At 44.9% G+C, this 21,376-nt stretch carries 20 protein-coding genes; 13 read left to right on the top strand and 7 right to left on the bottom strand.

Annotated features, from left to right (window positions below):
* Positions 1–214: 214 nt before the first annotated feature.
* The 3 genes from DVY93_RS08250 to DVY93_RS08260 all read left to right on the top strand — a co-directional run bounded on the left by DVY93_RS08250 (position 215) and on the right by DVY93_RS08260 (position 2,849).
* On the top strand, positions 215–928 hold the full coding sequence (locus DVY93_RS08250; RefSeq protein ID WP_230710235.1) for a pirin family protein: 714 nt from the start codon (positions 215–217) through the stop codon (positions 926–928).
* 164 nt (positions 929–1,092) lie between these two features.
* Positions 1,093–2,031, top strand: a complete 939-nt coding sequence (locus DVY93_RS08255) for a pirin family protein (RefSeq protein ID WP_230710236.1) — start codon at positions 1,093–1,095, stop codon at positions 2,029–2,031.
* A gap of 206 nt (positions 2,032–2,237) precedes the next feature.
* The gene (locus DVY93_RS08260) at positions 2,238–2,849 is read left to right on the top strand and encodes a nitroreductase family protein (protein ID WP_193005303.1); all 612 of its coding nucleotides are present in this window, start codon (positions 2,238–2,240) and stop codon (positions 2,847–2,849) included.
* 190 nt (positions 2,850–3,039) lie between these two features.
* Here the strand turns inward: DVY93_RS08260 and DVY93_RS08265 are convergent, their stop codons facing one another.
* The 3 genes from DVY93_RS08265 to nadR form a co-directional block, all read right to left on the bottom strand.
* On the bottom strand, positions 3,040–3,486 hold the full coding sequence (locus DVY93_RS08265; RefSeq protein WP_193005304.1) for an Mpo1 family 2-hydroxy fatty acid dioxygenase: 447 nt from the start codon (positions 3,484–3,486) through the stop codon (positions 3,040–3,042).
* Positions 3,487–3,693: 207 nt separating this feature from the next.
* Positions 3,694–4,425 (bottom strand): nicotinamide riboside transporter PnuC, encoded by a 732-nt coding sequence (gene pnuC / locus DVY93_RS08270; protein WP_230710237.1) that lies wholly within the window; start codon positions 4,423–4,425, stop codon positions 3,694–3,696.
* Between the two features lie 62 nt (positions 4,426–4,487).
* Positions 4,488–5,582, bottom strand: a complete 1,095-nt coding sequence (gene nadR / locus DVY93_RS08275; RefSeq protein ID WP_330165963.1) for a multifunctional transcriptional regulator/nicotinamide-nucleotide adenylyltransferase/ribosylnicotinamide kinase NadR — start codon at positions 5,580–5,582, stop codon at positions 4,488–4,490.
* Between the two features lie 539 nt (positions 5,583–6,121).
* Between nadR and DVY93_RS08280 the strand changes: the two genes are divergently transcribed.
* The 4 genes from DVY93_RS08280 to DVY93_RS08295 all read left to right on the top strand — a co-directional run bounded on the left by DVY93_RS08280 (position 6,122) and on the right by DVY93_RS08295 (position 10,339).
* Positions 6,122–6,334 carry a PspC domain-containing protein gene (locus DVY93_RS08280; protein ID WP_193005307.1) on the top strand — a complete coding sequence of 71 codons (213 nt, stop codon included), beginning with the start codon at positions 6,122–6,124 and terminating at the stop codon, positions 6,332–6,334.
* 492 nt (positions 6,335–6,826) lie between these two features.
* On the top strand, positions 6,827–7,828 hold the full coding sequence (glyQ, locus tag DVY93_RS08285; RefSeq protein ID WP_198334031.1) for a glycine--tRNA ligase subunit alpha: 1,002 nt from the start codon (positions 6,827–6,829) through the stop codon (positions 7,826–7,828).
* 9 nt (positions 7,829–7,837) lie between these two features.
* Complete coding sequence (glyS, locus tag DVY93_RS08290) at positions 7,838–9,931, top strand: glycine--tRNA ligase subunit beta (RefSeq protein ID WP_230710238.1); 2,094 nt, start codon at positions 7,838–7,840, stop codon at positions 9,929–9,931.
* Positions 9,932–10,042: 111 nt separating this feature from the next.
* Positions 10,043–10,339, top strand: coding sequence for a hypothetical protein (locus DVY93_RS08295; RefSeq protein WP_404672010.1), 297 nt, complete (start codon positions 10,043–10,045; stop codon positions 10,337–10,339).
* Positions 10,340–10,564: 225 nt separating this feature from the next.
* Here DVY93_RS08295 and DVY93_RS08300 read toward each other — a convergent pair whose 3' ends face one another.
* The gene (locus DVY93_RS08300; protein WP_230710239.1) at positions 10,565–10,981 is read right to left on the bottom strand and encodes a cell division protein ZapA; all 417 of its coding nucleotides are present in this window, start codon (positions 10,979–10,981) and stop codon (positions 10,565–10,567) included.
* Positions 10,982–11,087: 106 nt separating this feature from the next.
* Positions 11,088–11,528, bottom strand: a complete 441-nt coding sequence (locus DVY93_RS08305) for a hypothetical protein (RefSeq protein WP_193005310.1) — start codon at positions 11,526–11,528, stop codon at positions 11,088–11,090.
* Between the two features lie 212 nt (positions 11,529–11,740).
* On the opposite strand from DVY93_RS08305, the gene DVY93_RS08310 reads away from it, so the two are divergent.
* The 3 genes from DVY93_RS08310 to DVY93_RS08320 all read left to right on the top strand — a co-directional run bounded on the left by DVY93_RS08310 (position 11,741) and on the right by DVY93_RS08320 (position 14,493).
* Positions 11,741–12,394: a UPF0149 family protein gene (locus tag DVY93_RS08310; protein ID WP_193005311.1), complete on the top strand. Its 654-nt coding sequence runs from the start codon at positions 11,741–11,743 to the stop codon at positions 12,392–12,394.
* A 63-nt stretch (positions 12,395–12,457) separates the two neighbouring features.
* Positions 12,458–13,678 carry an acetylornithine deacetylase gene (argE, locus tag DVY93_RS08315; RefSeq protein WP_230710241.1) on the top strand — a complete coding sequence of 407 codons (1,221 nt, stop codon included), beginning with the start codon at positions 12,458–12,460 and terminating at the stop codon, positions 13,676–13,678.
* An 86-nt stretch (positions 13,679–13,764) separates the two neighbouring features.
* Complete coding sequence (locus DVY93_RS08320; RefSeq protein ID WP_230710243.1) at positions 13,765–14,493, top strand: LysE family translocator; 729 nt, start codon at positions 13,765–13,767, stop codon at positions 14,491–14,493.
* A 181-nt stretch (positions 14,494–14,674) separates the two neighbouring features.
* Here DVY93_RS08320 and miaB read toward each other — a convergent pair whose 3' ends face one another.
* Positions 14,675–16,147: a tRNA (N6-isopentenyl adenosine(37)-C2)-methylthiotransferase MiaB gene (gene miaB, locus DVY93_RS08325; RefSeq protein ID WP_230710245.1), complete on the bottom strand. Its 1,473-nt coding sequence runs from the start codon at positions 16,145–16,147 to the stop codon at positions 14,675–14,677.
* 347 nt (positions 16,148–16,494) lie between these two features.
* Between miaB and DVY93_RS08330 the strand changes: the two genes are divergently transcribed.
* The 3 genes from DVY93_RS08330 to DVY93_RS08340 all read left to right on the top strand — a co-directional run bounded on the left by DVY93_RS08330 (position 16,495) and on the right by DVY93_RS08340 (position 21,143).
* Positions 16,495–18,615, top strand: a complete 2,121-nt coding sequence (locus DVY93_RS08330; RefSeq protein ID WP_230710248.1) for a lytic transglycosylase domain-containing protein — start codon at positions 16,495–16,497, stop codon at positions 18,613–18,615.
* A gap of 289 nt (positions 18,616–18,904) precedes the next feature.
* Positions 18,905–19,729 carry a hypothetical protein gene (locus tag DVY93_RS08335; protein WP_230710249.1) on the top strand — a complete coding sequence of 275 codons (825 nt, stop codon included), beginning with the start codon at positions 18,905–18,907 and terminating at the stop codon, positions 19,727–19,729.
* A 424-nt stretch (positions 19,730–20,153) separates the two neighbouring features.
* Positions 20,154–21,143: a malate dehydrogenase gene (locus DVY93_RS08340; RefSeq protein ID WP_193005317.1), complete on the top strand. Its 990-nt coding sequence runs from the start codon at positions 20,154–20,156 to the stop codon at positions 21,141–21,143.
* A gap of 78 nt (positions 21,144–21,221) precedes the next feature.
* Here DVY93_RS08340 and DVY93_RS08345 read toward each other — a convergent pair.
* A partial coding sequence (locus tag DVY93_RS08345; RefSeq protein ID WP_230710252.1) for an IS3 family transposase occupies positions 21,222–21,376 on the bottom strand: 155 nt, incomplete at its 5' end.

The raw sequence follows: 21,376 nt of genomic DNA on the forward strand, positions 1-21,376 counted from the left end.
CCATCGCTAAAATTTTAGGACTTGCTAAGCGGTATTTACGTACTAAGCAGTACTTACTTAGAAAGGGACACTATTGTTCTATAAATAAGAATAGTTATTTGCAAAAAACTGAGTTTATCGGTTTATACACAATAATTATAATAGACTCATTGTTCAAGTATGCTAATAAATAAAAAATTATATAAGTTTAAAATATGATAAATAAGGATATACCATGAACGCAATCTATCATGCCGCAGACTCGCGTGGCGATGCCAACCATGGTTGGCTCAAAAGTAAGCACACCTTTAGTTTTGCTAACTATCACAACCCTGAACGTATGGGTTTTGGCGCATTGCGTGTCATCAACGACGATTTTGTGATCGGTGGTCAAGGCTTTGGCAAGCATTCACACCGTGATATGGAAATCATCAGTATTCCCTTGTCAGGTAAGCTCAGTCATGGTGATAACATCGGTAATGAAGGGGTGATTGAGACAGGTGAAATCCAAGTCATGTCAGCGGGGACAGGCATTACGCATAGCGAAATGAATGGTGATGCCAATGAGCCTGTGAGGTTTTTACAGATTTGGGTCATCCCTAATGTCATGAACGTGACGCCTCGCTATCAGCAAGTGCGCATGGATGACATCATGCAACCGAATGAGTTTAATCAAGTACTGTCACCAAACGTTGACGATGCTGGCGTGTGGATTCATCAAGATGCTTGGTTTAGCATGGGTGATTTTGACAAAGGTGTGACGCCGACTTATCAGTTAAAAGATCCTAACAATGGTGTTTATATTTTTGTTATTCGCGGTAAAGTCGTCGTAAACGGTCACACTTTGGACACTCGTGATGGCCTAGGCATTTGGGATACGAGCGATTTTACGATGGTGACAGAGGAAGATGCGAAGGTACTGGTCATGGAAGTGCCTATCACGCTTTAAATGCTTTTCACTGAGGCTTTATATGGGTGTTAACAGATTCATTTCTATTGACCATCAGCCGTGTCCAGCTCCCTGTGTGGGAGTGCTCGCTGAGTAGTTTATTAAGCTTAATGTGTGTTAGTGACATCACACGCTAAGCAGTCGCTGATAATAAGAGGTGCATAATGAGCATTAAAACCCTAAAGCCAAGGTTGGCAGAGGTTGGTGGTATTCCAATCGCACGATTGTTACCCAATAAAGGCCATCAACCGATTGGTGCTTGGTGTTTTTTGGACCATGCTGGCCCAGTTGAATTTGCTGAAGATGAGGCAGGCATGCAAGTTGGTCGTCATCCGCACACCAATTTGCAAACCTTTAGTTGGATGTTAGAGGGCGAAGTGCTACACAAAGACAGCTTGGGGAATGAACAAGTCATCACCCAAAACCAAGTCAATGTCATGACAGCAGGTACGGGTCTGACGCAAGGTATCAGTCATACGGAACAAAGCGTCTTTCCAGATACTGGCGGCTCACCAGATGCAGCTTATGGCCTGAGTATGGTACAGCTGTGGATTGCACTACCGACCGATCAGAAAATTGAGCGGAGCTTTCATCATTATCCAGCGCTACCCACTTGGCGCGAGCAAAACGCTGAAATGGTTCTCACGACAGGGAGTTATGTCAGTGTATCAGGCGAGCGTTATGATGCGCCGACCATACAATACTCAAAAATGGTCGGTATCGATGTGAATTTCTTAGAAGATGGAGAGGTTGCGCTTCATTTAGAGTCAGGCTTTGAGTATGGTATCTTGGTGACAGAAGGGCAGATCGAGTCTGAGGGCAATATCTGCGAAAAAGATCAATTGTTTCGCTTCCATGATGCGGATATTGCTGGTCGCCATTATATCAAGCTGGTTGCAAAAAAAGGCACACGGATCATGTTTATTGGCGGTGAGCCTTTGAATAACCAAGTGCTGCTGTGGTGGAACTTTGTCGCAGACAATAAACAAGAAATCGAACAGTCCATCAGCGACTGGAACAATGGTCATGAGCGTTTTGGTGAGGTTGACTCTACTATGGAGCGTCTGCCTGCCCCAAAACTGCCTATAGGCTTTAAAGGCTAACTAACTAGCGGTTACTTATTAAATTATCTTTCAGAAAATTATATATAGTTAAGTTTATTTACAAAAATGAACTAGGGTTTTGATTGAATTATTTCCATAATGGCGCAAATTAACCATCCTGTTTTACACTCATTTGTTAACCATAGGGGTTGGCAAAGAATCTCAACTAGATTTGAATAACTTATACAATAATGTGGAGAAGCACTATGTCAGATTTACAAACACTACAGCAGTTAGCAGAGAAACGTCGTTCTATCTATGCGCTAAGCGATCAGTTGCCAGTCGCTAATGACGAAATTGTTCAGCTGGTTGAGCATGCTATCTTGCATACGCCTTCATCGTTTAACTCACAGTCAACGCGTATCGTGGTACTGTTTGGTGATGACCATAAAAAACTGTGGGATATGACCGAAGAGACGTTGCGTGTCATCGTTGGTGACGAAGAGGCGTTCAAATCTACCAAAGATAAAGTTGCTGGTTTTAGAGCGGGTGCTGGTACCGTGCTATTCTTTGAAGATCAAGCGGTCGTTAGAGGCATGCAAGAAGCGGCGCCTTTATATGCGGAAAACTTCCCAGTGTGGTCAACCCAAACCAATGCCATGCATCAGTACGTCATTTGGACGGCGCTCGCCAGTATCAATGTTGGGGCAAATTTACAGCATTATAATCCTATCATTGATGAAAGAGTGGCTCACGCTTGGAACATTGATGCAGACTGGGAGCTCAAAGCCCAAATGGTGTTTGGCGCTATTGAACAGCCAGCCGGTGATAAAGAATTTAAGCCAGTCGATGAGCGCCTAAAAGTGTTTGGTGCATAGTTCAAATGATGGGCCCACGCTAAACAACTTCTTAGAATATGGGTGTGGTTGATATACAAAAGAAGAAAGTAAAAAAGCGCGGCTCAACGAAAGGTTGGGCCGCGCTTTTTCTATCTAAAAGCGTCTAAATAAGGAAAGGTTTAATCTAACAACGCATTGATTTTCTTGGGGCCTAAAACCATAACCCGCCTTAATTCGGCTTGCGGCGCATCAGACTGTTGGCGACCCACGCTGGACCAATCAATAAGAACTGTAAGTCCTCAAAAAATGACGGTTTTTTCCCTTCGATTTTATGACCAATAAACTGCCCAATCCAAGCGACAATAAAAATACCTGCCCAGATTTTAAAGCCCCATGGTAACGCCGCCATCACTGACAGACAAATGAGAATAAACATGCCCATCGCCAAAAACAGCGGCGTGGACAGACGCATGTAAAACAACAATACCAAGGCACTAAGTACCAAGGTAAACCAGACTGATAGCGACATACCCATGCCAAGCAAACTGACAAAAATAGTCGGGACACATAACCAATGGATTTTTTTGTTAATCAGGTTTTGGTGACTGACAGAATACTCACTGAGCCACTGCTCAAGTGTGCGTTTAGACATTCGTTTTTGACGATGATAAGACATACTAACCTCCTTGTTAGTAGTTGAAACCATAGACTGACATTTATTATCAATCTTGGGATTAATATAGCTCTTAGAGTCAGTTGTAGCACTAATGGCGCCAATCTACCAGATTATCTGATAGACGGCTCAGTCAAAATCGGCCATACCATCCGCGATGGTGGTCAAAATCACTCGTATATTGAAAAGCTAGCTGACGATACAAAGCGACTAGCCTTGCTCGCTGCGATACCATTCATAAAGACCAACAAACGCATTGATTTGATAGACCATGGTTTGAATGGCAAAGATAAAATTGCCTGACATCAGGTTAACGATAAGCCAGACAAAATTGACGATAATCCATAGCCACCAGTTAAATGAGTAGCGCAAAATCATCGCGGCTTGGGCAGTGATGGAAAGCACAAAAGCGATCACATTGATCCAAAAAAAGGAAATAAATCCTAAGAACTGACTGTTGTCGTCCTCTACCACCGCATAACCGTAGCTCGCTAATAAATCATTTATCGTTGGGAAGAGAGCAAGGCCAATGACAATGAATGCGGCGGTAATTAACCAAACCGCTTTGCTAGCAGATTTGGGTATCATGTCGCCATCAGGATCCGTATGTTTGGACCAATAAAAAATACCATAGACGTGGGTAAAGAAGTTAAAAAGTGGTGCTAGCATCAAACCCACGGCACCTGAGGTCGCTTGCACAATCACTTCGCCAGCGGTTGCGCCCATACCGAAGCCATTGCCCATGACGTTTTTGCGAAAAGACAGCGATACAACACACACCAGACCAATAAACGAGACCGCCAAATAAAACCAATCAAGCGTGGTGTGGTCTGTGGTCAGCCAAAAGCCTGCGGATAAGGCAATGACGCCGCAAATAAACCAAATAACAATCCATTGTATCGCCCATTTTCCGGTGATGTTGTCCAATAGCTGAATACGCATAGTTTTTTCCCTAACATAATGACTGATTTTAATAAGGTGTTGCCTAAAACGCGCTGGCTGACTCAATGATGATTGTAAATATGTTGATCGATAAATAGTAATGCTTGCTGATAGCGTGCGTCATAGTCAGGCTCATCAATCAAGTATGGCTCTATATGGTGACGGGCAAAAATATCGATCAGCCGCTGCTCAAACCGTCCACGGGCTTCAGGCGTTCCTAAAGAGCGCATGCCGTCGTCGATCCACGGCGTGTTGTTATCCAGCATAATCGTATGATCTAAGCGAAACTCATCAATACAAGCGGCCACAAAGGGGTGATGGCGGCCTTCATATTCTTCACAGAATGCCTGTGTGGTGACAAAATCCGTATCAACGATGGTGACAGGGGCAGTTGCCACCGCTGCCGCATCTCGTATCGCCTGCGCATGATTGAGTGAAATGGGACCATAGTCACTGTACTGAAGCCCAACTTCTTTGCCGCCCAAGTCTGTCCCAACGTACAGGCGACCCATCTCAAGGGCAAAGCTGGCACCATAATGATTGGCAAGCTTATGTACCAATGTCGTTTTGCCTGAGCTTTCACCGCCGACGATCGCCACCGTCTTGGTATAATTTCCGCGCGCTTGCGGGTGAATCGCTGACCAATGCGTGACGGGGTCGCAAGCTATAGCATAAGAGTCAAACTCACGCTGCAATGGGGTGGTGACAACTTGTAGCAGTAGCTGATTTTGAACCGAATTCTGGGTCAGGGGGTGGTTATCAGCCACGAATAATACCGTCTTTGATGGCAGCTCTAGCGCCGCCATCAAACGTTGTAATTTCGCGTTACTTACAGTCACATCAATACTGACATCAGCGAAATGCTCATGGAGCGGCAGCTCAATCTCATGCGTGGTATGAATGTGAATGAAGGGCATATCTGCACAGGCCATTTGTAGCCAGCGCGCTTTGTCTTGTAAGGTAATGGCAAAGTCTGGATGCGGTGATGGATGCGCCATAATAACGATGTGTAGTTTCTTTGCTTGTCCTGCTGCATACAATATGCTGCGCATCTGCCCCAGATGCAAAGGTTCAAAGTGTCCAATCATCAATCCCGTGTCGTATATAGCCATTCTTGTTTTAACCTTTTTTGTCTGATTATGGGTAGTTTTAACGATGACTCATCTAAACTTAAGTGATTTATCAGCATGGTATAAAGGTTTTTGGGGATTTGCAGGTAGGTTATTGTAAACGGGAGTGGTGCGCTGACTTCCTTAGACACTACAGACCCTACTTTTCTAACAGTGACAGACGTGGTTTGCTATAAATCTAGCGCAGATTAGACAGTCAACTTTTCGTCCGTCTTTTTACACCGCTCATTTTATGAAGTTCAAATGCCGCTTATGTGCTTGATTATATGTGCAAATCACAGAATGCCAAACGCAAATTGGTAAGGTTTGAGCAATAAAACCAACTCTGAAACATTTTGAAATACTTATTTAAAATCAGCAAGTTAAGAGGCTTTATGACAGAATTTGGCAAGCTCGAGTAGCATAAACTCACAAAGTACGCCTACATTTTCAACAGATACATGCTTAATAGTTGATATAATTATTCACAAGTTAAGAAGATTGCTTTAGCTTAAAAACTAAAGACAAAAAATGAAGTAAAAAAACTAGAAAAAATAAACAAAATAATCGATAGAGAGGTAGTTGATTTGGCTAAATTAGCAAAGTTGCATCGCTCACAGAACAATCGCATGATTGCCGGTGTGATGGGTGGAATTGCAGAGTATGCAGGTTGGTCACCCACTTGGGTCAGACTGTTATTCGTCATTATTTCGTCGCTAAGTGCTGCCGTCCCAGGTATCTTAATTTACATTGTTTTATGGATAGTGATGCCAAAAGCGACCAATCAATCTTATCAATAAGAATGCAGTAGTAAAATTGAAAAATTATTGTAGAAAGAAGGTTTAGATAATAAAGTTTAAATAAAACTGTTTCCCTTAAAGTATTATTTTTCTAACAAGCAGTTTCCTTAAAAAGATAAGTTCCTTAAAAAACAAAAAGCCTGACCCATCAGGATGCCCACGATATACTTTTCCTCCTGCCCAGATGCTAACGCGTTTGGGTATTTTTTTATCTGTGACTGTGGCCGTTGGCATCCTTAGCGTTTGGGTGCAAATAGGCGATACAACTGAGTATTTATGCACACAATGTAAATTTAGTTGTCGTAAATATGGATAAAATAGTCAATTTTTAGTAAGGTGAGCAGGCAAATAGAGTCGTTGCCAAATAGGCCATGCGAGCGCTATCAGAGATTTATTTAATCATACTCATTCCACAGTGGCTTTACTATGAAAACCCAAACTATGACATCCGAAGCGACAACCCCGATGATACAAGATAAAGAACCCCAACCGATGACCTTTCAAGATTTAATCCTTACCCTACAAAATTATTGGGCCGATAAAGGCTGCGTGGTGTTGCAACCCTATGATATGGAGGTTGGCGCGGGCACTTTTCATACCGCGACGTTTTTGCGTTCATTAGGTCCTGAGCGCTGGAATGCCGCTTATGTACAGCCGTCACGCCGTCCAACTGATGGTCGCTATGGTGATAACCCAAACCGTTTGCAGCACTATTATCAGTTTCAAGTGGTACTCAAGCCCAATCCGCCCAATATTCAAGAGCTGTATTTGGACTCACTACGCGCCATCGGTATCGATCCGTTGGTGCATGATGTCCGTTTTGTGGAAGACAACTGGGAGTCACCAACGCTTGGCGCGTGGGGCCTTGGTTGGGAGATTTGGCTAAACGGTATGGAAGTGACCCAGTTTACCTACTTCCAGCAAGTAGGCGGTATCGAGTGTTTCCCAGTCACAGGTGAGATCACTTATGGTCTTGAGCGTTTGGCCATGTATGTGCAGGGCGTTGATAGCGTTTATGATTTGGTGTGGGCGGATGGCGAGTTTGGCCGTGTCACTTATGGTGATGTTTTCCACCAAAACGAAGTTGAGCAGTCTACTTATAACTTTGAGCACGCTGATGTGCCGATGATGGGCGAGATGTTTGATTTTTATGAGCAGCAAGCAGATAAATTGGTCGAAGCAGGGTTGCCGTTGCCCGCTTATGAGATGGTATTAAAAGCATCCCATGCCTTTAATTTGCTCGATGCGCGCGGTGCCATCTCAGTCACGGAGCGTCAGCGTTTTATCTTACGCGTTCGTACGCTTGCGCGTAAGGTCGCTTTTGGTTATGTCGAAGCACGTGCCAAACTGGGCTTCCCGTTAGCAGATGAAGCGCATCGCCAAGACGCGCTGGATAAGTATTTGCCAAAAGAAGACGTGGCAACAGAAGACTTAGAAATAGAAAATACTGACAACAATCAGTCTACTAATAACCAATCTACTAACAATAAATAGGAGCATCCCATGAGTACTATTCTATTTGAACTGGGGTGTGAAGAGCTACCTCCAAAAAGCCTAAAGCCGTTACGTGATGCGCTACAAGCGAGTGTCACTGAGCAATTAACGGACGCGGATATCAGCTTTGATAGTATCAAAGCCTTTGCGGCCCCGCGCCGTTTAGCGATTCAGATTCAGGGCATTAGCGACAAGCAGCCTGATCGCACTGAGCAAAAACGAGGACCAGCAATCAAAGCGGCGTTTGATGCCGATGGCAATCCAACACGTGCGGCGATGGGTTTTGCCAAAGGTTTGGGCATTGACGCCAGCGAGCTGACAACCATAAACACCGATAAAGGTGACTATGTCGGCTATGAGCAAACCATTCATGGGCAAGCGACCACTGAGCTGCTGCCTGCTATTTTTCAAACCGCGCTTGATAATTTGCCCATTGCAAAGCGTATGCGTTCAGGCGCGTCAAGAGATGAGTTTGTACGTCCGGTACAGTGGGCGGTATTGATGCAGGATGATGCCATCATTGATGCCACTATCCAAGGACACCAGACGGGCACGCAAACCCGTGGTCATCGCTTCCACAGCCCTGACTATCATATTATTGCTCATGCGAATGATTATGAGCAGCTGCTCGATAGTTTAAAAGTCGTGGCAGATTTTGATAAGCGTCAAATGCTAATCAAAAACCAAGTCAAAGCGTTGGCAGATGAAGTTAACTCTGACGCCATCGTACCGCAAGATTTATTGGACGAAGTCACCGCTTTGGTTGACTTCCCGATTGCGCTACGGGCAAGCTTTGAAGCACGTTTTTTACAAGTGCCACAAGAAGCGCTGATTTCTACCATGCAAGCGGATCAAAAATATTTCTGTCTAACGGATAAAGCAGGCAAGTTGCAGCCTTACTTTATTTTTATTACCAATATCGAGTCCAAAGATCCCAATCAGATCATTGAAGGCAACGAAAAAGTCGTGCGTCCGCGTTTGGCTGATGCCGAATTTTTCTTCTTACAAGATCAAAAACAGCCGTTGTTTGCGCTCACAGAGAGCCTCAAAACTCGTGTGTTCCAAGACAAACTAGGCACCATCTGGGAGAAATCTGAGCGTATCGCCAAGCTTGCCGCATTCATTGCTACCTTAATGCAACAACAAGGGCGTGAGATTAGCGTTGATGAGACAGTGCGTGCTGCGATACTGTCCAAAGCAGATTTGGCAAGCTCACTCGTTGGTGAATACCCTGAACTGCAAGGAATTGCAGGTACTTATTATGCGCGTTTAAACGGAGAGCCGGAAGCGGTTGCGGCAAGCTTAGAGGAGCAATATCTGCCAAAGTTCAGTGGTGATGTCTTACCACAGACACCGATTGGGATTTGTTTGGCGTTGGCGGATCGTTTGGATACGCTGGTTGGTATTTTTGCTATTGACCAAGCACCGACGGGTTCAAAAGACCCGTTTAGCTTACGCCGTTCGGCCATCGGTATCTTACGTATTTTAATCGAAAAGCAGTTACCCCTTAACTTAGTGGCACTGGTTGAACAAGCGATTAAAAACTACAGTGATGCTAAAGGCAGTAAGATTGCTAAAATGGGTGATACCTTTACACAAGTAATGGCGTTCTTAAACTCGCGCTATCGTGCGATGTACACCGAGCAAGGCGTTAGCGTTGATACGATTCAGGCGGTACAGGCAATCAATCCGCATATGCCGCTTGATTTTGACCAGCGTATTCGGGCGGTACAAGCGTTTAGTGAACTGTCACAAGCCTCCATGTTGGCCGACTCCAACAAACGCGTGGCTAATATATTAGCCAAGTCAGAAGTGAGTGTCTCTGACACTGTGGATGAGGCGCTATTGGCTGAGCCTGCTGAGCAGAGCTTATACAGCAGCGTGCGTGAGGCGCAGACGGCAGTGACTCCGCTACTCGAAAAAGCGGACTATACGCAAGTGCTGCAAACGCTTGCCAGCTTAGATGATCCATTGTCCCAGTTCTTTGATAATGTGATGGTCAATAGTGAAGATGATGCTTTGAAGAATAATCGCTTAGCATTGCTAAAGCAGGTTCGCGCCTTGTTTTTAACGGTGGCTGATATCAGTGAGTTACAGTTATAATCTGCTGAAAACCAATCACTGATTTAATGGATTGTTTATACAAAAAACTGGCTTTGTATGGCCAGTTTTTTATCCCTTACTGCGCTAACTTATACCCGAAGGAGTACTGCCGTGTTTGGTGTTATTATTGTCATTCTTATGATTTGGGCGGTGATGTGGGCCTTTTATAAGTTTATGTACCCGCGTCCACCCAAAAGCATGATGCCAAAAAAAGGCGATGTCACCACCCCGCGTACCTGCGATTTTTGCGGCAATAGCTTGGCAGAATATCGCGGTGTACTCGAGACCAATCCAAAGTTAGCCGTAACGGATGAGAGCGGTATTGACAGTAAGAAGGAATTGTTCTTTTGCAATTACGAGCATCAGGCCGACTTTCATGCAGGTAAGGTCTATCAACCTAACGTATAGGAAGTTCGATATAAAATCGAGATGTTGAGGGCTATACGTTGAGCACTACGGGCTATTGGGATAATATACTGTGAACACAGAGAAGGCAACAAATTTGTCCCAGTAGCGGCGCTATCTCAGCATTCAATTCAATCGATTGTATAAACAGATGGGTTATCGATTAGGCATAAAAAAGCGCTTAGCTTGATTGGCTAGGCGCTTCTTTGTTCGATGTATCAATATGACTTACAGAACAGACTGTGCGTCTTTCATGATTTTATTGAGTAGGGCTTCAGACTGTTTGTTTTGCTGTAAGCGATCTTCCTCACTTCTTTGATTTGCGTCGATTTTCTCATACAGATTCAAGCAGCACAGTACCAGTATGCTTTCTTGGCTGAGGCTAGGGGCGTCTCTTTTTAGTTCCAGGGCATAGTTATTGATATAAGAGACCGCTGAAAGCAGCTCCTCTTGTTCGTGTACGGGGCAAAAAATTGGATAGGTCACGCCCGCAATCGCAATGTCTACTTTTTTGATTTGGGGTTCAGGATTTTTGGTCATTTTATTAGTCGGCTGCGATTGCAGTCCTGTACTTTGTGCTTGGTTGTCTTTGATTTGAGGGTTTTTGGGCTGTTTTTCTATAAATTTGCTTTGGTCATCGGTCATGATAAATCCTACAATATTTAGTCAGTAAAGGGTGAGGTATAAGGTAGTAAAAGTAGAGTGGCACCATTCGATAAAGGATAGGTTTTTTATCTATTTTGATGACTCATTAACCTTCTGCTTGGTCGATACGGGTTAAGCGTTTTAATACGACCTGTGTGCGCTCAGCGGCCAGTTGATTCTTTTTTTGTAGTTCACTGTTTTGTTGTTTGATATCGTGATACTGCTGCTTTAACTCATTATTTTGCTGCTGCAGTTCGCTGTTTTGTTGTTGTAGTTGGCTGATCTGTTTTTGCAGCTTGTCTTGCTCTTCACCAATCATGTGATGCGCTTCTGCAAGGTTTTGGTAGCGTTTATCGAGATCGTTTAGTTGTTTTTTGGCACCGTCACGTTCTGTATGGCTGGTATTGAGCTTGGTTTTTAGGGCGGCAAGCTCTTGAGGATCAGTAACAGGGTTTTGTTTAAGGCTGCTAAGTTCAGCACTGACAAGCTGATACTGTTTTTTGATGTCGAGTACCATTTTTTCTAATATTTTAAGTTGATCATACATAGTCAGTTTTTATCCTTAACAAGTAAGCGTGGATGAATTTTGTTTTCTGCGTTTAATAATGCCATAGGTGACCGCATAATATCTATATCAACAAAGTAATTACACGTATTAGGCTTGGTCTTTTTACGGTTACTAGCCGTGGTTTTGTCAGTGACATTGCACGGCGTCTACTTCTATTTTTTCAGCAATAATCAATCACTAGGACATCTATTATGAATGACAATATATCTGGCTGGAATACTTGGCTGACCGCTTTTGATGACTGGACTGATGTGTCTATCAGTGAGGTACACGGTTTGATGACAGGGCTGATGACGGCTTGTAATGCCCCTGACGAAAAGGTCTGGGCGAAGGTGTTTGAGGAGTTGAGTTTTGCGCCATTACCAGAGCCTGCCTTGACCTTATTGGCTGAAGAAGCGGAAGATACCGTGTTTCAGCTTAAAGACAAAGATGATGCCTATTCTTATATGCCGCTGATACCTGATGATGAACACGATTTATACGAGCGCGTGATGGCATTGAAACAGTGGGCGAATGGTTTTATGACCGGCTTTGGCATTACCGACTGCCGTCTCACCAGTGAAGAAAATGAGATGCTCTCGGATTTGGCCAAAATTGGCGCGATACGCCTTGAAGACGATGAAGATTTTGAAGGTGGTGAAGAGTCCTATCTATATATCTATGAGTTTGCGCGTATGGTGCCAGTGAGCTTTGCCACTCGTAAGCGTAAGCCAGTCAAAGACATCGCCCTCATATCTGGACTTGCTCTCGATGCCAAAACGACTCAAGAGCTACAAGCAGAAGGTAAGCTGCCAAAACCAATGCCACCAGTCGTCGATGCGATGAACCAAAACAATCCATCGTAAATGATGTGATTTGATAAGACAAAGAGACTCGCTTTTTATCTTACATCGTGATAAGGATATTTCATGAATTCTCTCAACAAGAATCAGCTAAAAAATGTGTCTTACCCTAAACAAAGCATCGATTGGCTAACCCGTCTGATTGGCTTTGATACCGTCAGTCGGCACTCAAACTTAGCCTTGATTGAAGACGTGCAAGGCTACTGTGAGCATTTGGGTCTAACGGTAGATTTGACCTTCAATGAGGCCAAAAATAAAGCCAATCTATTTGTGACCGTGCCATCAGGAGAAAACGCGGATAAAGTAGACAATGGGCTGGTACTATCAGGGCATACGGATGTGGTGCCAGTTGATGGTCAAGAGTGGTCATCAGATCCTTTTAATGCGGCGATCCGTGGTGACAAGCTATACGGGCGCGGCGCTTGTGACATGAAAGGCTTTATCGCTTGTGCGTTGACGCTATTGCCACAGGCTGTACAGTTATCAAACAGCGGTCAGCTACGTCGTCCATTGCACTTGGCGTTGTCATTTGATGAAGAGGTGGGCTGCTTAGGTGCACCCTTGATATTAGCCGATCTAAAAGCGCGCGGTATTACGCCTGATTATTGCATCGTGGGTGAGCCGACCAATATGGCGATGGTGGTCGCCCATAAAGGCATTGCTGTATATCGTTGCCGCGTACATGGTAAGTCTGCGCATTCATCACTGACGGCGCAAGGGGTTAATGCCATCAGCTATGCCAGTCGTTTGATCGGGTACGTCGATACTTTGGCAGAAGAGATAAGTTGCCGCGAAGACAATGATGCGCTGTTTGATGTGCCTTATTCGACCTTATCTGTCGGCACCATCCACGGTGGTACAGCGACCAACATTGTGCCCAATCTGTGTGAGTTTACTTTTGATTACCGCAATTTGCCGCATATGACGCAAGACGATATATTAGCACCGATCCAAGCGAAGGTGGCAGAGCTGAGCGCACAAATGCGAGCGCGTGCCCCAGAGACGGGGATTGAGCTGATGCAAGAAGAAAGCGTGCCGGCTATGACCGATAACGATAGCGCTGAGCTACAAGCGTTAATAGCCGCTCTAACGGGGGACGATGACCGTCACAAAGTGGCTTATGCGACGGAAGGTGGTCAGTTTACCAATGCGGGTATTCCAACGATTATTTGTGGTCCTGGTAGTATTGAACAAGCCCACAAGGCGGATGAGTATGTTGAGCTTAGCGAAATGGCACGCTGTGATGAATTTTTACAGAAGTTGCTCACGAGCTGTACGCTCAAGTAATCTATAAAAAGCGCGCTGTTCATTTTTGATATTCGGTAACTCGATTGCTTAACATTTTTTATAAATAACGACGTAGGGGTTGGCTGATGTCTTGGCATCTGTTTGCGGTATTTTTTGCAAGTACATTTTTGATTTCAGCGACCCCAGGTCCGAACATGCTGTTAGCGTTTCAATATGGGATGAATTATGGCGTGAAGCGTACGCTGTGGACGCTGGCGGGCTTGAGTCTTGGTTTGTTTATTTTACTGCTCTCAACTTTGCTAGGTTTGGATGTCATCAGTCGTCAGTCGCCTTGGTTGCTGACGATTATCAAGGCGGTAGGAGCGGCCTATTTGATTTATTTGGGGATCAGCTCGTGGCGTGATGCTGGTGGTAGCTTGATGAAGGATGCGCGCGAGATGAGCGAGGAAGTGGCCATTGACTATCTTGCCTATGAAGAAGCTACAGCTGACACCCCCAAACCGCGCTCGCTCTCTAGTGCTGCGGTTACATTTTCCCCAAGTAATATGACGTTGTTTCGTACGGGTGTCTGGGTGTCTTTATCCAACCCAAAAGCCATCTTGTTTTTTGCTGCTTTCTTCCCCAAATTTATCAACTTTAGCGCGCCGCTATGGCCACAATACATTTTATTGACCATCGGATTGTTTTTCAGTGAGACGATTTGGCAGATTGTTTACACCTTAGGCGGTAAGAAGCTGGCAAGCTGGCTGGATGTTGGCAGTCGCTTGGCTTGGCTTAACCGTGGTTGCGGTGTCATATTTATAGTGATCGCGGCTGCGCTATTGGTTGAAGTTGTAAACAGTTTTATGGTTTAAGATATAGTTTTATGGTTTAAGATACAGTCGATTCATTTTGAGAGCGGCACAGTACGATCATGAGGGATTTTTTACAGATTTATGTGAGAAAGTACACGTCGAACTGGCGATAAAAAAGCCGTTTACTATTATAAACATAGTAAACGGCTTTTTTATTGATGCACATTCAGCTTGTAAACATTTAAGCCAAGACCTCGATTAGCTCACCCTTCACCATATGCGGGCTGACAAAATCAGTAACGCGTACACTAACGATTTTACCGAGCAGCTCATTCATTTGCTCTTCATCGTACGGGAACATAACCGTACGTGTATTGTCTGCCGTACCGATTAAACAATCAGGGTGACGGTTGGCAACTTGTTCAACCAACACGCGAGTCGTGGTACCGATCATTTCATGCGTTTTAGCAAGTGTCGAGTCGATGATAACCTTTTGGAACTCAGCCAAGCGTGCTTTTTTGGTTGTGAAGCTAACATCATCTGGCAACTCTGCCGCTGGCGTGCCCGGACGCTTAGAATAAATAAAGCTGTAAGAATGATCGAAGTTTAATTCTTTTGCCAAGTTCAACGTTTCTTGGAAGTGTTCATCTGTCTCACCTGGGAAGCCAATGATAAAGTCGCTAGACAAGTGGATATCGGGACGAATGGCTTTTAGTTTATTAATTTGATTGATGTAGACATCAATGGTGTGGTTACGCTTCATGGCAGCAAGAATCGAATTGGAGCCACTTTGTACGGGCAGATGCAAATGTGACACCAGCTCTGGCAGCTTGGCATAAGCGTCAATGATGTCGTCGGTAAACTCAAGCGGATGGCTGGTGGTATAACGTATACGCTCAACGCCATCGACATGCGACACATAGTGCAATAGCTCGGCGAAGCGGCAGACACTGCCATCGTCTTTTTCGCCGCGATAGCCATTGACGTTTTGGCCCAACAAGTTGATCTCACGGATACCTTGCGCTGCTAAGCTGTCAATCTCAGCCAACACATCATCAAGTGGGCGCGACAACTCTTCACCGCGGGTATAAGGAACGACGCAGAATGAGCAATATTTTGAGCAACCTTCCATAATGGAGACAAAGGCTTTATAGCCTTCTACTCTTGGTTCTGGTAGGAAATCAAATTTTTCAATACTTGGGAAGGATACGTCAATGGTGCCGATACGGTGCTTAGGAGAGATATCGCGCTGCTCGTTCGATTGATCATATAGCTCTGGCAAACGGTGTAAGGTTTGCGGGCCGAACACCATATCGACGTATGGGGCGCGCTTTTGAATGTTATCGCCTTCTTGCGAGGCCACGCAGCCGCCAACCCCGATGACTAGGTCGGGACGTTTTTCTTTTAGTTTGCGCCAGCGACCCAGTTCTGAAAAGACTTTTTCTTGCGCTTTTTCACGAATAGAGCAGGTGTTCATCAGTAGTACATCGGCTTCATCGATATCGTGTGTCACTTCCATGCCGTGTGAGTCACCAAGTACGTCAAGCATCTTGCCTGAGTCATAGACATTCATTTGACAGCCCTGAGTGGTGACAAAGACCTTTTTAGGCGCTGAACTTGGTTCTTTGAGTGCAGTGACAGCAGGCGCGGCAGCAGTTGTTTTAGCAACAGCAGCGTCATTATTAATGCGGGGATTAAATACAGTAACACTCATAAGGATAAGTCCATGATTGACTAAAAATATAGCGGGGTAGCCGATTAACAGGTGGCGTATTTTATCACAACCCGCTCCCAATGTGAAAAATTAGCACGGGCAATTTAGGGTCATTATCATAGATAATTCATAACAGTATCAAATATTTACTGGGAGTAGCAGCGCTTTTAGTAAAAACTACCCACCACTATCACTTCTATGTTACACCGCGCTGTCCTATTTATTAACGGAAGGTAAAGGTGATGGTTGAAAGTGCAACGAGTATAGTATGATAAGCGCCATAGCCTTAGCGGTACTCGGCAATTCGTGGTTTATAAATGTGTAGTGATATAATAAAGAGAGACAATATGACAAAGTTGCGCGTTGCTCATAGCATCAAGGATAGAGAGTCGACTGATCAAAAGGATGGTTCAAAGCGCCTCAAAGCAAGTCGGCTAAGAGTGAGTGCGCTGAGCTTGGCGACGGCAGTCAGTGCGCTAGGATTGTCGCAAGTTGCTTGTGCCGAGCTGTGGGGCGATGATCAAGATGGCTATCAGCAAGACCGCAGCTATCAACAAGATAGTGGTGCAAGCTCATTTACCGCGGCAGCTATTGCGGCAGAGCGCGGCGACATTAGTGCCCTTTACAGTTATGAGCAAGCCATGAGTGGCAGTTTGTTTGCCATGTATCCGACTTATTGGCGGATGAATTTAGACCTAAACTCGCAAAGTGCGGCTGCTGTGTCACAGTTTGTGCGCCAGTATCCCAATACTGTGATGGCAGAAAAGCTGGTGGCTGATTTTGCCGAAACCAAAGCGGGTTCTAATGACTACGCATCTGTCAGACAAGTGGCAAATCTCATTACCAATGCTGATGCAAGCGAGCGCTGTGCCGTGGCGCTTGGGTTTAATAACGGCGGTGATACCATGCGTGCCATGGCAGCGAAGTCAGATGTTTGGCTCACGACCATGAAACAGCCAGCCTTGTGTGAGCAGTTGGCGATGGAGATGAATAATAACGCGCTGATTAGCAATCAAGATAGGGCGGCTCGTCTTAAGCGTATGCTACGTATCGGTAAGACTGGTGACATCATGGCATTGTCATCACGTCTTGGTACACCGATTGCTTATTCAGCACTAAGTGACATTCAGCTGAATCCATCTTCGTTCTTTAGCCGTTTTGGCCGTGAGCCTGCCAGTCAAACCAACCAATATTTGTATTTATATGCATTGGGACGTGTGGCTGATAAGTCTTATCGTGAAGCCGCGCTCCAGTTAGATTTTGATATCAAGCAAGACAACCAGCGCTCAGTTAGACTGTTGAATGATGATACCCGTCGTTATGCATATCGCATCCTTGGGGTGAAGCGCATGAACTATAACACTGATGATGGGTTTAGCGCTGAGGCGGTTGACTGGTTTCGTAACAGCTTAGACGATGACTTTAACTTTGAAGAAGCGGAAGACTATGCCATGGCGGCGATTCGCTTTGGGCGTTGGGATGATGTCGTTGAAGCTATCTCCAAGATGGATAGTGAAACCCAAAAAGACAATCAGTGGCAGTATTGGCTGGCACGCGCTTATGAGCAGTCAAGCAATGCCAATAAGCGCAGTATCGCTAAAAAAATGTATCAGAACCTAGCAAAAAGTAACGACTACTATGGACTGATGGCAAAAGATAAAATCGGTCAGCGTTTTGATGCCAGTCGTTTGGGTGGTCATCATTTACCAAATGTCAGTAATGCCGACCGTGCGCGTGTCATGCAAGATGCAAACTTCGCTCGTGCTTTTGCCTTATATAATGCGGATGTTAGCCGTGCCTATGCCAATCGCGAGTGGAACTGGGCGGTGAAGCAGGCGCGTGACAATCGTGATGATAATTTAATCGTAGCTGCGGCTCGTCAAGCCTATGATCTCGGCTGGCTCGACCGTGCGATTTATGCCATTGATAATACTGATAGAGTTGATAGTTTAGCCTTGTCGCATCCAATGCCGCACCAAGATGCTGTGGTACGTTATAGTCAATCGGCAGGTATTGATCCTGCATGGGCATATGGCATTATGCGTCAAGAAAGCCGTTTTGTGACCTCAGCGCGCTCAAATGTTGGCGCTAGTGGTCTGATGCAAATCATGCCGGATACTGCAAAATACGTTGCCCGTCATTTGGGCGAGACCTATAGTGCCAGCCGCGCCAACAGTGGCGATACCAATATCCGTTATGGTACTTGGTACATGGGTGATATTTTTAAAAGGTTGAACCAGCAACCTGCGGTAGCAACGGCTGGCTATAACGCTGGACCGAACAATGCCAAGCGCTGGCAGCCCGCCTACGGATCACTAGCAGCTGACCAATATGTTGAGTCGATAGCGTTCCCTGAAACGCGCAACTATGTCAAACATGTGATGGAAAATGCCACTATTTATAGTAGCTTATTAGGCCGTCATCAACCCATTAGTCAGCGTATGGGCACGGTTCCTGCCACGTTCTGATAGCCACAGCTTTGTGCGCCATAGACCACTAACGATTTATCTTTAGTGGTCTATTTGTATGTTCATATTAGACTGTTTCCTGATGATAATGATAATGTTTACGTTTCTGCTATGGATTAAAAAAAACGTTTTGCTACCATTGCGTTAATTAGTGCCTTTAATTCGTGCTGATCAATCGATACCCATATTTTTTGTTAGCTCTATTCTTATGTTTGTGCGTGTTTAGTCTTGCGCGCTACGATCTAAGTTATAGTCCATGTTCTATCATTGCTAGATGCCTTCAGCCCTTATGATCAAAAAATATTTACGTCTGTTCCTATTGTCAAAAGTGAGCCGTCTCTCATCTGTTCAGGTGCAGGGACGCTCGCCCGTCAACCTGACCCCAAACCTTAATCAATCGACAATATTTTTCAAAAATAAACCTATCCAGCTCTTAGCGCCAGCACGCGCGGGTTTGATAGGCAAAAAGCCTACTGGCTATATGAATATTACCATGAGTATTGGCACGTTATTAATATTGCAAGGTGTCATGCTGCTGCCAGCACAAGCTGCTAGCACTGTCAAAACAGGACAGCGTGTATTAATGGTTGAGATGACGCCGGCATTATGTAGTCTACAGCCAACGCGGGCTCGTATGCGTCAGTGTCTAGAAGGTTATTCATTAACGGTGTCAGGTTTGGACATGGGGTATGGTGAGCGCTGTGGACGTGGAAGTGAACCGAGGCTGACGCCGTTACAACTAAAAGTCGTCAACCGTGTCATGCCAGACACAACAGTGCGTAGCCAAGCATGGCAGCACTATGGTATCTGTAGCCCGCTTAGTGCCAGTAGTTACTTTCGACAAATTACCAACTATGCTGGTGCGTTAAAACTACCGGCTGAGTTGAACACTGGTAACAGCTATACGGTCTCTAAATCACGCTTTATCAATCAAATGACCCACCTAAATAGGGGCATGTCTTCGGCTAGTATTGACTTGGTTTGTCAGGCAGGCAATCGCCGTCAGCAAACTTTGACTGAAATCCATGTTTGTTATGAGGGCAGCGGATTTGGTACTTGTCATGATGTTGTGGACAACTGTGGCAGTAAATTTGTCATCTCAGGCGGTAAATAATCTTTTTTACGGCTTTTTTTTACGGCTCTTTCATACTTACAGTTGCTTTTAAGGTTGTTTTGATAGTTGCTTTTACTGTTTATCCTGAGGCTGCTTGGGATAATTTTAAGTAAAAACGGATCATATCTTCTGCCGACGCTAAGCGTGTTGCCGATCTCCATACGGTTTATACAAGCGAACATTACCCAACTTTTAAGTGTCTCCAGCGCTTTATCTGTATAAACTTTCAATTGTTTTAAAACACCTCCCGTATAAAATGTAACAATATAATGAGCAGTAGGCGTCTCATTGTCTCTAGACGATTTACCGAACGAAGTGCTACACTAGCTCTCGGTTTATACATGCTGCTATGCGGCAAACAAGTCGATGTCTAAAATGATAATCGTTCATTAGAATTATCTAATAATTAATTAGGGAGTATTCAATGTCAATGAAACAGCCTTTACGTGTTGCCGTCACTGGTGCCGCTGGTAATATCAGCTACGCGATGCTATTTCGTATTGCGTCTGGTGAGATGCTAGGTAAAGATCAGCCAGTTATTTTGCAATTGCTTGAAATCACGCCAGCTCTTGACGCCCTAAAGGGTGTGGTCATGGAATTAGAAGACTGTGCATTCCCATTATTGGCGGGTATCGTCCAAACTGATGATGCTAATGTTGCGTTTAAAGATATCGATTATGCTTTACTGGTTGGCGCACGTCCTCGTGGCCCAGGTATGGAACGTAAAGATTTGCTAGAAGCCAACGCTGCGATTTTCTCAGCGCAAGGTAAAGCATTGAATGACGTCGCAAGTCGTGATGTAAAAGTATTGGTTGTGGGTAACCCTGCCAACACGAATGCACTGATCGCTCAGCGTAACGCACCAGATCTTGATCCACGTAACTTCACTGCGATGACTCGCTTGGATCACAACCGTGCCATGGCACAGTTGGCTGAAAAGACTGACAGCACCGTCAATGACATCAAAAAAATGACGATCTGGGGCAACCATTCATCAACTCAGTATCCAGATTTAACCGCTTGCACTGTAAACGGCAAGCCTGCGCTAGATTTGGTTGATCGCGCGTGGTACGAAAACACTTATATCCCTGAAGTACAACAGCGCGGTGCGGCGATCATTAAAGCTCGCGGTGCTTCTTCTGCGGCTTCTGCTGCTAATGCTGCTATTGCACACATGCGCACGTGGGCATTAGGTACGGATGAGAACGATTGGGTATCAATGGGCGTTTACTCAAACGGCGAGTACGGTATCGCGGAAGGCTTAATCTACTCATTCCCTTGCACTTGTAGCAATGGCGACTGGTCTATCGTAGACGGCGTTGATGTGTCATCAGATTTCTCTAAAGAGAAAATGGCTGCGACTGAGCAAGAGCTTAGCGAAGAGCGTGATGCGGTTGCACATTTGCTACCATAAGTCAGTAACCTGCTAAAGTTGTCATATAGAAAAAGCCCTCTTAAATTGAACTGACCCCCGAAACTTGGACGGTTTAGTTTACCCCAAGGACTGAGTTCTGTACTGTACAGGGCTCAGTCCTTTTAGTTTCAATTGAATACGCTCATGGTTGTAATAATGAATGTACTCATGGATTTGTTGCTCTAACTGCTCAATGTTTTGAGGCTTCTCAAGGTAAATGGTCTCACACTTTA

The organism is Psychrobacter sp. CCUG 69069 (assembly GCF_021023115.1).
GTDB lineage: Bacteria > Pseudomonadota > Gammaproteobacteria > Pseudomonadales > Moraxellaceae > Psychrobacter > Psychrobacter namhaensis.